The organism is Serratia sp. 14-2641 (genome assembly GCF_001692375.1).
In the GTDB taxonomy this organism is placed as follows: Bacteria; Pseudomonadota; Gammaproteobacteria; order Enterobacterales; family Enterobacteriaceae; genus Chania; species Chania fonticola_C.
Genome location: NZ_LXKR01000037.1, coordinates 1 through 14,213, shown reverse-complemented (window position 1 = coordinate 14,213; position 14,213 = coordinate 1). Strand labels below are relative to the sequence as shown.

The 14,213-nt window shown below is 53.7% G+C and carries 10 protein-coding genes; 6 read left to right on the top strand and 4 right to left on the bottom strand.

The window, feature by feature from the left end:
• The first annotated feature begins 66 nt into the window (after positions 1-66).
• A complete protein-coding gene (locus tag A6U95_RS14310) occupies positions 67-945 on the top strand; it encodes a DMT family transporter (protein ID WP_065684924.1) in 879 nt (292 codons plus the stop codon).
• 180 nt (positions 946-1,125) lie between these two features.
• On the opposite strand, the gene A6U95_RS14305 is transcribed toward A6U95_RS14310, so the two are convergent.
• The 3 genes from A6U95_RS14305 to A6U95_RS14295 all read right to left on the bottom strand — a co-directional run bounded on the left by A6U95_RS14305 (position 1,126) and on the right by A6U95_RS14295 (position 4,556).
• Entirely contained in the window at positions 1,126-2,358 is a 1,233-nt protein-coding gene (locus tag A6U95_RS14305; RefSeq protein ID WP_241810659.1) for a ferric reductase-like transmembrane domain-containing protein, read from the bottom strand.
• Positions 2,359-2,452: 94 nt separating this feature from the next.
• Complete coding sequence (locus A6U95_RS14300; RefSeq protein WP_065684923.1) at positions 2,453-3,034, bottom strand: flavin reductase family protein; 582 nt, start codon at positions 3,032-3,034, stop codon at positions 2,453-2,455.
• Between the two features lie 100 nt (positions 3,035-3,134).
• Complete coding sequence (locus tag A6U95_RS14295) at positions 3,135-4,556, bottom strand: MFS transporter (protein WP_065684922.1); 1,422 nt, start codon at positions 4,554-4,556, stop codon at positions 3,135-3,137.
• 275 nt (positions 4,557-4,831) lie between these two features.
• Here A6U95_RS14295 and A6U95_RS14290 point away from each other — a divergent pair, with 275 nt between their 5' ends.
• The 4 genes from A6U95_RS14290 (at position 4,832) to A6U95_RS14275 (ending at position 11,360) form a co-directional block, all read left to right on the top strand.
• On the top strand, positions 4,832-6,193 hold the full coding sequence (locus A6U95_RS14290; protein ID WP_065684921.1) for an MFS transporter: 1,362 nt from the start codon (positions 4,832-4,834) through the stop codon (positions 6,191-6,193).
• 15 nt (positions 6,194-6,208) lie between these two features.
• On the top strand, positions 6,209-8,560 hold the full coding sequence (locus A6U95_RS14285) for a glycoside hydrolase family 3 C-terminal domain-containing protein (RefSeq protein WP_065684920.1): 2,352 nt from the start codon (positions 6,209-6,211) through the stop codon (positions 8,558-8,560).
• Between the two features lie 208 nt (positions 8,561-8,768).
• On the top strand, positions 8,769-9,743 hold the full coding sequence (locus A6U95_RS14280; RefSeq protein ID WP_065684919.1) for an AraC family transcriptional regulator: 975 nt from the start codon (positions 8,769-8,771) through the stop codon (positions 9,741-9,743).
• Positions 9,744-9,854: 111 nt separating this feature from the next.
• Positions 9,855-11,360, top strand: a complete 1,506-nt coding sequence (locus tag A6U95_RS14275; protein WP_065684918.1) for a Na+/H+ antiporter NhaC family protein — start codon at positions 9,855-9,857, stop codon at positions 11,358-11,360.
• On the opposite strand, the gene A6U95_RS14270 is transcribed toward A6U95_RS14275, so the two are convergent.
• Entirely contained in the window at positions 11,322-12,290 is a 969-nt protein-coding gene (locus A6U95_RS14270; protein WP_083196372.1) for an acyltransferase family protein, read from the bottom strand. The two genes, A6U95_RS14275 and A6U95_RS14270, sit on opposite strands and share 39 nt — an antisense overlap.
• Before the next feature lie 564 nt (positions 12,291-12,854).
• Here A6U95_RS14270 and A6U95_RS14265 point away from each other — a divergent pair.
• Positions 12,855-14,213, top strand: a 1,359-nt coding sequence (locus A6U95_RS14265; protein WP_065684917.1) for an amino acid permease, incomplete at its 3' end; no start/stop codon positions are given.

Below are 14,213 nucleotides of genomic sequence, written 5' to 3'. Positions count from 1 at the left end.
TTGTCATTATTTTGCGGCATAACATGCCGATCCACAATCTTCCAACGTCGAAAATAAGGGTGTCACATGCAGGTGAAGAACGAGGTAAATAGCACCAGCGGCTGGCTCAACGGCTTTCTGGGCATGGTGATCTTCAGCGGTTCACTCCCCGCCACCAGAGTCGCCGTGCTCAGTTTTGATCCTCTATTTCTTACCGTCGCTCGTGCTTCTATCGCTGGCTTGATCGCTCTCCTGCTGTTAGGGCTGTTTAAGCAACAACGGCCACGAGGCGATCAGCTATTCTCTCTGGTGATCGTTGCGTTGGGCGTGGTGGTGGGTTTCCCACTGTTGACCGCGTTGGCGCTTCAGCATGTCACCTCAGCCCATTCCATCGTCTTTCTTGGCCTGCTGCCGTTAGCTACCGCGATATTTGGTGTGTTACGGGGTGGCGAGCGCCCTCACCCGGCTTTCTGGCTGTTTTCCATTATCGGCAGCCTGTTGGTGATGAGTTTTGCGTTTGTTCAGGGTGTTTCCGCTTCGCTGGTCGGGGATTCGTTAATGCTGGCGGCGGTGGTGGTTTGCGGGTTGGGCTACGCCGAAGGGGCAAAACTGTCGCGGGAGTTAGGGGGCTGGCAGGTGATCTGTTGGGCGCTGCTGCTGGCATTACCCGTGATGCTGGTGACTTCACTGCTGCTGATGCCTTCATCCCTGGAGGCTATCCGCCTGCCAGCCTGGATAAGCCTGGCCTACGTTTCGCTGTTCAGCATGTTGATTGGTTTTATCTTTTGGTATCGGGGCCTGGCCCAGGGTGGTATTGCCAGCGTCGGCCAACTGCAATTGCTGCAGCCCTTTTTTGGCCTGGCGCTGGCGGCAGGCTTACTGCATGAACCCGTCAGCCTGCTGATGTTGGCCACTACGTTGGGGATTATCCTCTGCGTGGCGGGATCGCGACGATTCGCCGGTTAACTGACCCGCAAATAAGCAAACAGCAGGGCTAGCAGGATCACAACGACGATGGTGGCAATGGCCAGGCGATCGGCAAACAGACGGCGCATCGGCTCTCTCCTCAGGCAAAGTTATAACGCTCGCAATGGTAGCGCGACATCGGCACGTGCAAATCGACCAGCGTCTGCTCTATGACGTCCATCATGACGGACCACAAATAAAGTACTCATGTTCGGCATAATCGGGTGGCAGATGGCGTTTGAACAGTTCCGCAGTGATAAAGCCCCGCTCACCAGGCCAGTCCTCTGGAGGCTGCGTCAACACATGGACAACTTTCAGGTTCACTCTTTGTTCCAAGGCGGCCAGTTCCTCACGAAAGGTGACCGACTCCCAGTCTTTGCTGCCATAAATCAGCATCAACGGTTGGCGATCGCCACGATCGGCCAGCGTGCGGATCATGCTTATCATCGGCGTAATGCCCACACCGCCAGCAATCAGCACGCGCAGATCGGCCTGTTTGCCCAGTGTGAACGCGCCATAGGGGCCGTCAAGATAGACGCGTTGCCCAACCTGCAATGTAGCAATAGTGCTGGTGAAATCACCCAGATTACGAATGGACATCTCGACCTGTCCATCCGCAACTTTGGCACTGGAGGAGAATGAGAACGGGTGGCCCGTAAGGCTGAATGGGCTACCCCAGACGGTCAGCCAACCAAACTGACCGGGTGAAAAGCGAAAGCCTGGATGCCCTTCCGGCTGCATCAGCAACGTGGTGGTATCTCCCCGTTCCTGGCGGACTGCCGCAATCCGATAAGGCTTGCGTAGCATAAACAGGGGTTTGATGATCCGCACATACAGCAACAAGGCGAGCCAAAAAGCGATCAGCGCAATCCACAACCCACGTTTCCAAGGATCGTCCAGATAGAAACTCCAGCCAATCATATGCAGGATCCCTGCCCCAAGCGCGATCAGCGCCAGGATGATATGAGTAAGATGCCAGGTTTCGTAACGGATATTCAATTGCACGCGCCAAAGCGCGGTGACCACCAACGCAATCAGCGAATAGGTTGAGAGCGCGGCAAAACGGGCGCGCCAAGGGGCTTCAATAAAGTTGAGTAATGCCAGCAGTTCGGGGCGGACGACAAACAAGATAATCGGGTGGGCAATCACCAGCCCCACGGCGATTAGCGAGATACGACGGTGAAAATGGTAGATAACATCTTCGCCCAATGGTTCGGTCACGTAGCGGAAACGAGCGGTCAGACCGAACTGCAACCCCATCATTGCCAGCCCGGCATAACCTAAGGCAACTGAAAACTCGGTCCAGAAATCCCTCGCGGGCGGCATAGCCCCCAGTAATAGAGCAAACAGCGGAGCAACAATGAAAAACAAATAAATCAGCAGCCAGCCAGCACTGCGCATTGTGTAGTTCATGGCCATACCCCGTGCCGAACGCCTTGAACTCAGTATAATTCAGCATCAGCTATTTGCTGTCTTATGGCGAGAGGTTACCACCTCGCACCAGAGTTTAACTCCCCGTTTTCGCTTTCAGCGATTCACCGATAGCATAGAACTGCCCACCGGCAATATAGTGCAGGCTACGCAGCGCAGGTTCGGCTGAGTCAAAATGCCAGTGACCATCTTTAAACACTCGCGTATCGGACCAGGCTCCGGTCACTTCGCCAATAAACAAATCGTGGGCCTGCTGATTATGGGGCTCAGAGATCAGCCGACACGCCAGCCAGGCAGAGCATCCGGCCACAAAAGGCAGTGGTCGATCGTCAAAACTGAACAGCTCAACACCACAGTTTGCCAGTTTGTCGGGATCGGTATGCAGGCTGCGGTTACCAACCTCATAGGTCAGTTGTAGCTGGGCCGCAGTGGGAACCTGGATCACAAAGCACCCGCTCTGCTCGATCAGCTCACGGGTTTTGGTCATCTTGTCCAGCACCACCGTCAGCTTCGGCGGCGAGAAGTCCAGCGCACAGGCCCAGGCGGCGGCCATCACGTCATTGACACCGTCGTGGCTGGCGGATACCAACACCGTTGGGCCATGATTAAGCAGGCGATAGGCCTTTTCCAAGGCCACGCTGGCAATAGGTTGGTTCATCATTTATCCCTCAAAGTTAGGCTGGGCTGGATACATTATCGTAGCTCGGCCACGAGCCATTGTGAAAGAGATGTTGGGGGTAGCCGCGTCTGTGACAACGTCACTCTTGTGTAGCAGACTGCCCCTTGCGATACAACTGGCTCCACAGCGCCAACAACAACCCCAGCCCTGCTAAAACGGCCGCTACCAGATAGGTCAGCTGTAAACCTGCCGCGCTCCCTAACCGTATATCGCTGGCTGCCGAGGCCAAAGCGAATATGCCCCCCATGGCGGAAGCCCCGATGATAAAGCCAAGGTTGCGCGCCAAATTTAACAGACCAGAAGCCACCCCACGCCGCTCGATGCCAACCTGTTTGATCACCGCCGTGTTGTTGGCCGCCTGGAACAAGGCATAGCCTGCGGTGATCAGGCAGATCGGCAAGATATAGCCCACAACACCCTGCGTGGGTGAAATCATCGACAAAGCTGATGCCCCCAGGCAAACTCCCAGTAATCCCAGGCTAATCATCTGCGGTGCGCCGAAGCGGTCGACCAGATATCCCGATGGCACACCCGCCAATGCGGCGATCAGCGGCCCGGCGGACATTACCAAGCCAACCTGCTGTGGCGCTAACTCTAACCCGTGCGCAAGATAGAGCGGCCCTACCACGAAGGACGTCATGATCACCGTACTCACCAGCATATTGGTTAGCAGGCCGCTGCTCAGGATTGGCTGACGCAGTAGGGCCAGTTGGACCAGCGGGCTTGCCACTTTTTTCTCAACCCAGACGAACGCGCAGGCCGCAACGGCTGTTCCCAACAGCAATAGGCTATTGAGCGAGCCGAAATGGCCGTGCCCTAACGTCATGGCAAGCGAAAATAGTGCCAGCGTCAAACCGAGCAAGGCCATTCCGACGAAATCAAAACCCCCCTGTTTCGTTACCTGCTGCGGATCGGTTTGCGGGAGATAGCGATAAACACAAAACAGCGCGACGCCCCCCAGCGGCAGGTTAATCAGGAAAATTGACTGCCAGCCAAACCCGGCAATCAAGACGCCCCCCAGCGTTGGGCCAAGCGCGGTTCCCACTGCGGATAAGGTGCCGAGCAGCCCCATCGCCCGTCCGACCTTATCCTTGCTGATGGTTTCGCCAACTAGCGCCAGAGTGATGGCCATCATCACTGTCCCCCCTAACCCCTGCGCAACACGTGCCGCAATCAGCCACCAGATGGTCGGAGCGACAGCACAACCCAGCGAGGCGAGCATAAACAGGCTGAGTCCGGCCAGTAATAGCGTGCGACGGCTGATGATATCCCCTAACCGTCCGACGCCTACAATCAGCGTGGTGATCGCCAGCAGATAAGCGATCACCACCCACTGCACATCTTGAAACGAAGCACCAAACACCTGCGCTAATGTGGGTAGGCTGACGTTGGTGATGCTGCTGCCCAGAGAAGAGAGCAGCGTTGGCAAGGCCAGGCTGATTAGCCCGCCGCGCAGGGCCGATGGTGGTGCGGGCAAGATATTTGGTACGGTGGATTTCATGGTTGACTGATCCCTGAATTAACTTGTCAGTCAGCGTATGGCAAACCATGACATGGCGGAAGGCGCATGGAATGCAACTTATAAGTGCACCAAACGCCATATGTCAGCATGCAGCGCCCTTGCGGTCGAATTTAGCAATACCTGTGAGCTTTCTCACAACTCCGTGACAAAGCCCGGGGCGAGCAAAAAATAGGAACTGTATAAACAACCGCTGGCAAGCCACCCTCGGTGCTCTCGGTATACTCAAGGCGAATCAACCTGAGTGAGTAAGCAGAATGAAAACAACAGAAATCGTCTCAGACAGTTATGTGAAGGTCGGCGTACGGGAAAAGATTGGCTATGGCTTCGGCGATCTGGCCTCCAACCTGTCGTTTGGCTTTGTCTCCCTGTTCTTACTGTTTTTTTACACCAATATTTACGGCATCAGCGCGGTACAGGCGAGCCTGATCTTTGTGATTGCCAGGGTGCTGGATGCAATTTTTAACATCTTTGTCGGTTACTTTATTGATAAGACTCAAACCCGGCACGGCAAGCTGCGCCCTTACCTGCTGTACGGCGCGGTGCCCTTGGGGATTTTGACGGTCCTGTGTTTCAGCACCTTCGACAGCGACTATAAATTTTATTACGCGCTGATCACCTACACCCTCTATTGCCTGGCCTACACGGCGGTCAACACGCCCTATTCTGCCATGACCAATATGCTGACCCAGCACGAAGGCTCACGGGCTTCACTGTCGGTTTACCGCTTTGTGTTGGCCATCGTGGGTTACTTGATTGTCTCGACCACCGCCGACCTGCTGATCTCACAGTTCACCGATCAGAAGATGGGTTATGTGTTTGCCGTCAGCTGCTTTAGCCTGTTGGCCACCTTCTTCTTCCTGGCCTGCTTTGGTATGACCAAAGAGCGGGTAAAAAGCCTGCCAGATCAAAAGGCCCCCACGCTTAAAGAGATGATCACCGCCGTTTCCGGCAACCTACCGTTAATCCATCTTTCCCTGTTCACGGTGTTTTTCTATATCGCCTATACGGTATGGATGGCCATTGCTATCTACTTCATCAAATACACCCTGGGAGATGAAAGCTTTACCGCCAAGTTCTTCATGATCCAATCTGCGGCCTATGTGGCGGGTACGGTGATCTCAGAAAAGATCATCAGCCTGATGGGCAAAAAGAAAATGGTTCAGTTGGGGCTGCTGATCGGGATTGTCGGCTTGCTGTTCCAATACTTCCTGGCGGGTGATAACGCCTACCTGATTATGACCGGCGTGTGCCTGTACAGCATTACCCTGGGGATGGGCTTTGTCGCGATGTGGTCGATGATTGCCGATACCGTTGAGTATGCCGAATGGAAACACGGCGTACGTACCGAAGGGGCCATTTACGGCTTCTTTAATTTCATCACCAAAATTGCCATGGCGATTGGCGGCGGCTGTGCTGGCTTGATGCTCGATTACTTTGACTACTCGTCCGAGCATATCAGCGCCAACGCGCTCAACGGCATCAATATGATGATGACGCTGTTTCCTGGCCTGATGTTTGCCCTGGGGATGCTGTTTATCTTCTTCTACAAGCTGGATGAGCACACCTACCGGAATATCATCAAAGACATTGAATTGCGCAAAGCTAGCGCGCAGTAACCAGCAGGTATCCCTATGAAAAAAGATTTCCACGCCATCATTGCCGCCATGACTGCCGAAGAGAAAGTGGCGCTGCTCAGCGGTAGCGGTTTATGGCGTACCGCCAGCTTCCCACAGCATGGCATTAGCGACATTGTGATGACGGATGGCACCTACGGCGTCCGTTACAGCACCAGCCAGATCGAACAGGGGGAAAATTGGCACATTAGCGATTTTCTGGCTGTGATTGGCCAAAGCGCGGGCGAGGTGGAGCAGGAAGAACAAAAAGGCGGCTCTGAGGCGCTGTTCAGCAAATCCAAGCCGGCCACCTGCTTCCCGAATGGTTCAACCCTGGCCTGTAGCTGGGACGTGGATCTGGTGTACCAGATGGGCGAGGCGTTGGCCAAAGAGTGCCAGGAGATGGGCGTCGGCATTCTGCTTGGCCCGGGGATCAATATTCGCCGCACACCTTTGGCTGGCCGTGGCTATGAATATTACTCGGAAGATCCGGTGGTCAGCGGTGACGTGGCCGCAGCCCTGATCAATGGGCTGCAGGACGGTGGCGTGGGTGCCAGCCTGAAGCACTTTGCCGCCAACAACTCGGAATACCGCCGTACCGAAATGGATTCGGTGGTGGAAGAACGGGCGCTGCGCGAGATTTACCTCTCGGGATTCAAGCGGGCGATCGACAAATCCACCCCCTGGACGGTGATGTCGTCCTATAACCGGCTCAATGGCGTGCAAACGTCGCAACACCACTGGTTGCTGACCGAGGTGCTGCGCAATGAGTGGCGCTATGACGGACTGGTGATGTCCGACTGGTACGGCATCAAAGACCGCCCCGCTTCTTTGCTGGCGGGTAACGATTTGGCGATGCCGGAAACCCAGCGTGATAAACAGGAACTGTTGCAGGCGATCGAGCACGGTGAAATCCCTACAGAGGTTCTCGATACTGCCTGCTTGCGGATGTTAACCCTGATCGACAAGGTGCAGCGGCACCGCAAGCCGGGCACCAAGGCCGATTACCCGCAACATCATCGCTTGGCACAGCAGTTGGCTGCCGAATCGATGGTGTTATTGAAAAACGAAGGGAATATCCTGCCGCTGCTAGCCGGCAAGAAAACCACCATCGCCGTATTGGGTAAACCGGCGCAGGAGCCAGTGATCCAGGGCTCGGGTTGTGCTACCACCGTGCCTTACATGCTCGATCGTCCGCTGGATGAAATTTTCGAGGTGGCCGGTAACGACTTCCTGATCGACTATGCCATCGGCACCCCGGATGATAATCACGTCGACCCGCAAGCGCAGGCACATGCGGTTGAGCTAGCCAGCAAGGCGGACGTCGCGGTGGTGTTCGTCAGCACCGCCATTGGTGAGGATGGCGAAAACGGCGATCGCCGGGATCTCAATATCTTGCCTAGCCATGAAGCGCTGATCCGTGCCGTAGCCAAACGACAACCCAATGTGGTGGTCGTGTTGGCTAACAGCGATGCGGTGGTGATGCCTTGGCTGTCAGACTGCAAAGCCCTGCTGGAGACCTTCTTTGCGGGCCAGGGCATGGGCCGGGCGGTGGCGGATATTCTGTTTGGCCGGGCCAACCCCTGCGGCAAGCTGACGGTCACGGTGCCCAATACGCTGGAAGAAACTCCAGCATGGCTCGATTACCCGGGGGAAAACCTGCGCCATCACTACAGCGAAGGGCTGTACTTAGGTTATCGCTACTACGACCGACGTAAGCTGACGCCGCAGTTCCCGTTCGGTTTTGGCCTGAGCTATAGCCAGTTTAGCTATGCCAAGCTGGCGACTTCGGTCACGGAACTTGAAGAGGGCCAGCCCTTAACCGTCAGCGTTGAGGTGACCAACCGTGGCGATCGGGCCGGTAAAGAGATCGTGCAACTTTACCTGACTGCACCGCAGGGAGATCTGGCACGCGAAGTCCTGGCGTTGAAAGCCTTCGCCAAAGTGCATCTTGAGGCGGGCGAAAGCAAAACGGTGACCATGACGCTGGAATGGCCGGATTTTGCCTGTTTCCATCCGGGTATGGCCGCTTGGGTGGTCGATCCAGGCGAGTATCAGCTTCACGTGGCACGTTCTTCGCGGGATATCGCGCTGAGCACGGTGGTCAAGCTGTGCGTCAAGCCCTATTATTTACCGCTAAAGGTGGACAATTCGTTGCAGCAACTGATCGCTACCCCATCGGCTTTTGACCGCGTAGTGAAGTTATTGGTCAGCAAGAACGGCTTGCCGGAGGCGCTGATGCGCGAAAAGCTCATCGCGATAGCTCCGGATCTGTTCTGCGGCCTGTTTATCGCCCTGACGGAGTTCCTGGCTATTGATATTACTCAGCAGGAGTTGGAGGCTGCATTAGCGGAGCCTGCCGCCGTGTGACCCCTCACCCCGCTCCCTCTCCCGCAGGGAGAGGGAGCGGTACGGTGATGTAAATAAGTACGTAATTCAATTTGCGGCATTTTAACTCTGGGCACAGCGTAAAGTTGTAGCACGGACAGTCCCCCTCTCCTTGGAGAGAGGATTAGGGTGAGGGAGAAAGATCCCACACCCGTATTTTCATCACCAACCTCAGGGGATAAATAAGCCGATGTTTCCTTTCTCTGTTACGCGACAACCCAAGCCACAATCCCATCGGCAGGCGCAAGCAGCGATCCATGAAGGCAGCGGCTATGAACTGATCTCGTTTGACGCCGAAAAGCTCAACGTCTTCGCCGCCGAGGTTTACTACTGCGAGCCCCATTGGCATTCGGCCCCTGAGCTGATCTGCATCCTGTCCGGCGAGTTTTCCGTGACCCTCGGCCATGCCACCTCGTTGGCCAGCGCGGGCAGCATGCTGTATATCAACCCGGACGAAATTCATTCCCTTGAAGCTCGCGCCCCAAACAGCCAACTACTGACCATCCAGTTTTCCCCCCATCTGTTTGATGAAACCCATCCGGCCCCGCTGATGTTTAATCAGGGCGACCGCGCAGCAGAGCAGCAGATTAGCAACGCCGTCATTGCCCTGCTCGATAACCTGGTTACGGCACAACCCTCGTTTACCCGCATTGCCCTGATTTATCACCTGTTAGGCTCGCTTGCCACCACAGCGCCAAACCAGGCGGACCAACAGCAGGTTGGCGTCAGGAAAAAAGACCAACAGTCAGTCAAATACGGCATTGAGTTTATCAACCAACATTTTGACGATGAGCTCAACCTGGCCACCATTGCCGAACACGCTGGCGTCAGCTATCACCACTTTTCCCGTATCTTCAAAAAGATCAGCGGCTACAACTTTAAAGAATATCTGACCATGATCAGAATTAATAAGGCCAAACTGCTACTGAAAGACACCAACATCCCGATCACCGACATCAGCTACACCTGCGGTTTCAGCGGCCATAAGCAGCTGATTTTTGCCTTTAACAAATATTGCCGCATGACGCCAACCGAGTTCCGAAAAAGCTACCTTACCACCCTCAATTCGGCGGCAGAGCTGCAGATCATGACCGATTTCCGCTGTCTGCCACTGGATCGGCAGATCGTTGCACGTTTACAGAGCTTCAACGCTGACCCGCAATAGTGAAAATAATCATTGCCCTATACCGCCCATGGCTATACTTACCTCAGTAGCTACCGCAGGTATTGCCGTTGCCTGACCCCTCCTGTCTTAACTGTCTGTGGAGCCGTGCCCATGAGCAAATCAGCTAAAACTCCTCGCCCTGTTAAAGCCCCAAGCTATCTGGATGCTCTACTACCGATAGTCACGTTGATTTTGCTGGTCGGATCTTCCGTTGCTCTGTTTGGGCTTGAAGCCGTCAACGGTCCTTTGCAGGTGGCCATCATCATCAGCACCATGATCACCGCTATGGTCATCCTGAAGAATGGCCATAGCTGGGAGGAGGTTTCCGAGTCCGGCCGCAAAGGCATTGCCACCATCTCGGGGGCCATTTTTATCCTGTTCTCCGTCGGGGCGCTGATTGGTACCTGGAACATGTCCGGCACCATTCCTACCATGGTGTATTACGGCATTATCATGATCACCCCCAACTGGTTCTATCCGATAGCCTTTTTGGTCTGCGTTGGCGTCTCTTTAAGTATTGGCAGCTCCTGGACCACGGCGGGCACCTTGGGAGTCGGGTTGGTTGGGCTGGCCAATATGCTGGGGATATCACCAGAAATTACGGCTGGAGCCGTGATTTCCGGGGCTTACGTGGGTGACAAGATCTCGCCGCTGTCTGAAAGTACCGTATTGGCCGCTCAGCTCAACGGCGTCGAATTGTATAAACATATTCGCGCCCAGCTTTGGACCACCATTCCGGCGGCGGTCATTGCCCTGATCGGTTTTATTCTGTTAGGGCTAAATCAGCACAGTGCCTTTGATGCCACCATCACCAACAACGAACTGACCCGTTTTAACGAACTGTTCCACATCACCCCGTGGAACCTGTTGCCGCTGGTTTTCCTGTTGGCCTTATCGGTAGCCAAGGTGCCCGCCCCATTGGCCATCATGTGCTCGGCCTTGATGGCGGGGATCATGACGTCCTTTATGCAACCGCAGGTGATCGAACGCTTTATTGTCGAGCCCGATCTTGCCAGCCCGCTGTTGGCCATCAAGGCGGCCTGGCTGGCGATGGCGACCGGTTTCCAGGAGAACTCAGGTATTGAACAGATCGACGCCCTGCTGTCACGCGGCGGCATGGACAGTATGTTGTTTACGATCTGGCTGATTATCGGCGCGGTGACGTTCGGCATTATGGTGGATGACTTCGGCCTGCTGAACAAACTGGTTACGCCGCTGCTGCTGCGGGCCAGAACCGTGGGCAAGCTGTTTACCTCGGTGGTTGCTACCGCAATTGGGCTGAATATTGCCGCGGGCGATCAGTATATTGCGCTGCTGCTACCCACCCGGCTGTACCGTGCCGAATTTGCCAAGCGAGGGCTGGCGCCAGAGAACCTGTCACGCATCGTTTCGGATGCCGGGATTGTCACCTCTCCGCTGATCCCCTGGAACTCCTGCGGAGCTTATATGGCTGCGGTACTGGGTGTCTCGACCATGGCCTACATGCCGTTTGCCATCTTTAATATTGCCGCACCGCTGATCACTCTGGCACTTGGCATAACCGGTTTTAATATTCGCCATATCCCGGTAGCAGCGCCCTCAGAAGGAGATAATCCGAGCCGTAAAGCGGTTGAGTAGCAACAACCGTGAAACCAATACCGAGGCGACAAAAACCAGGACCAGTAAGGTAAATTTAAGCGTGGCGTCATTGAAGTCATATAGCGTAGTAATGAAATAGAACACGCTGTAGTGAACGATATAGACGCCCACCATCGCCGGGCTAATAAACTCCACGACGCGGGTAAGCAATCGGCTCTTGATGGCGATATTATCAAACAGGATAAACAGCGCCAGGCTCATGCCCAACAGGTGCAGGTGCTCCAACACAAACCAGCCGGCGACGCTTATCTGGGTATGGGTTGATAGATAAAGTTCGTAGAAATACATGGAGATACCGATGGGGATCACCAACAACCTGGCGGCCCACAGCACGCTAGTTTTTTTGGTGAACCTGCGACCTGGTGCTTCCCCTAACACATGGCCAATAATGTAGTAGCCCCCCCAAACCCAAATAAACGAATAGCTGGAGATAAACAGCGGATCGTCTTGGGTATCCAGCGGGCTGAAAATATCCAACAGGGCAATAACGGCAACCAACCCGGCAAACACGGCCGCAGTGATTTTCAAATGCTTAATACCCTTAAGGATAATAGGGTAAATTAAGTAGATGATCCCCATATTCAATAATATGCCATTTTGTAAAATATAACCCTGATGAATGTATTGGGTTTTTATCAAGGATGAAACAATGTTCCAGAAAATCATGATCAGGATAATGGATTTTATTTTCACCATAATTTCCTGCCTGGTGAGTTTCTCTACCTCATCCATATAACCGATAATGATAAAAAACAACGGTTTGGCAATAATAGACACAAAGTACAATATCCCCATGGTATTCGCATGGAGGAAACACTCGAAAGCACACATTTGGCTGGTCGAGAAGAAGGTGACGGCGGCAAAACAACTTAAACTCTTTAATGCCTGCTGGCTGACACTGTTGATCATGGTTTTCCATCCATCACCGGGTTGATATGACACACCCTGCTGTTTTTTATAAAAATAATCTTAGTACATTAACACCCACTGCACAACGCGCATCTTTAGCCATAATCCGAATGACTAGCCCTGTAATGAGAGTTTTCCTAGAAGCCAATGGACAGACTTTGATATATTAACTATTTTTATACAACCTGCGTTTTTATGCTTAAAGCACATTGGCTCCCCTAGCCAGCAACAATCCGTTACCTTTTGTTATGCTATTGATTTTATTTAAAAAACAACTAACCCAATTGAACCTGCGAGTTCCAGTCCGCCAAAGTAAAGCATTATCATTATTTTTAGTGGCTTTAAAGGATTGTTAATCAAGAATATTCTCATGCTTGGTTTTTTATTCCGTCAGGCGACAGTATTTCCCCCCATTCGGAATCAACAATGCTGATGTTGAAGAAAAAAGTTATTTGCGACAGGAAAATTTGCCGGTTATGACTATGATTTAATCGTAAGTCGGTTGGTAACGTTATCCGTTAATTACGCAATACTTTATTTGACTCGGTGTCAGTAAGGAAAACCATGACGAGCTCATCAACGAATAAACTGTCCCTATGGTCACTCACCGCACTGGTAGTGGGCTCCATGATAGGGGCCGGTATATTTTCTTTACCGGCCACCTTTGGGCGTGCTACGGGAGGATTTGGTGCCATTATCGCCTGGTGTATTGCGGGCGGTGGGATGTTAATGCTGGCCTTTGTGTTTCAAACGCTGGCGCAACGTAAACCCGATCTCGATTCCGGCGTGTTTATTTATGCCAAAGCCGGATTCGGTGATTATCTGGGATTTGCCTCTGCACTTGGCTTCTGGGCCGGGACCTGTATTGGTAACGTCTCTTACTTTGTGCTGATCAAATCTACCCTGGGGGCCTTCTTCCCGATATTTGGCGACGGCAATACCATTCCCGCGGTGTTGTTTGCCTCGGTCATTCTTTGGGGATTCCATATTCTGGTACTGCGCGGGGTTAAAAGTGCTGCGGCTATCAACACCATTGCCACCATCGCTAAAATTCTGCCGATCCTCATCTTTATCATTGTGCTGATCTTTGCCTTCAAAAGTGACGTATTTGCACTCAACTTCTGGGGAACTCCAGAGACCGCAGCCTCTGCTGCCTCCTTGGCAAGCGTGGGCGATCTTTCCCATCTCAATGACTACGGCTATGTAGGGCATGCCGCCGCCGCCATCGTCCCGACCGCGGAACCTGAATCCCTGTTCAGCCAGGTGCGCAGCACCATGCTGGTAACGGTATTCGTATTCCTGGGGATTGAAGGTGCCAGCGTCTATTCCCGCTATGCCAAAGAGCGCAGCCACGTGGGGATTGCCACGGTGTTGGGGTTCATCGGGGTACTGTGCCTGTTGGTGCTGATCACCATGCTGTCTTACGGCGTGCTGCTCCGTCCCGATCTGGCCGCGTTACGCCAACCTTCGATGGCGGGCGTGTTGGAAGCTATCGTTGGGCGCTGGGGGGCGATCTTCATCAGCGTGGGCCTGATTGTTTCGGTACTGGGCGCTTATCTCTCCTGGTCTTTGCTGGCGGCAGAAGTGCTGTTTTCCGCCGCAAAAAGCAAGAGTATGCCGAAGGTGTTCGCCACCGAAAACAGCAATGCGGTGCCCTCTTCTGCCGTCTGGCTGACCAACATCACCATTCAGGTGTTCTTAATCCTGACCCTGTTTAGCGATTACGCCTTCCAACTGGCGCTCGAACTGACCAGCTCGCTAACCCTGATCCCGTACCTGTTGGTGGGTGCCTATGGGCTGAAACTGGCCATGACCGGCGAAACCTACGAAACCGATAAACGCGATCATAAAAAGGATCTGATCTTCGCGCTGATCGCCACCTTCTACGCACTGCTGATGCTGTACGCCGGTGGTATGAAGTAT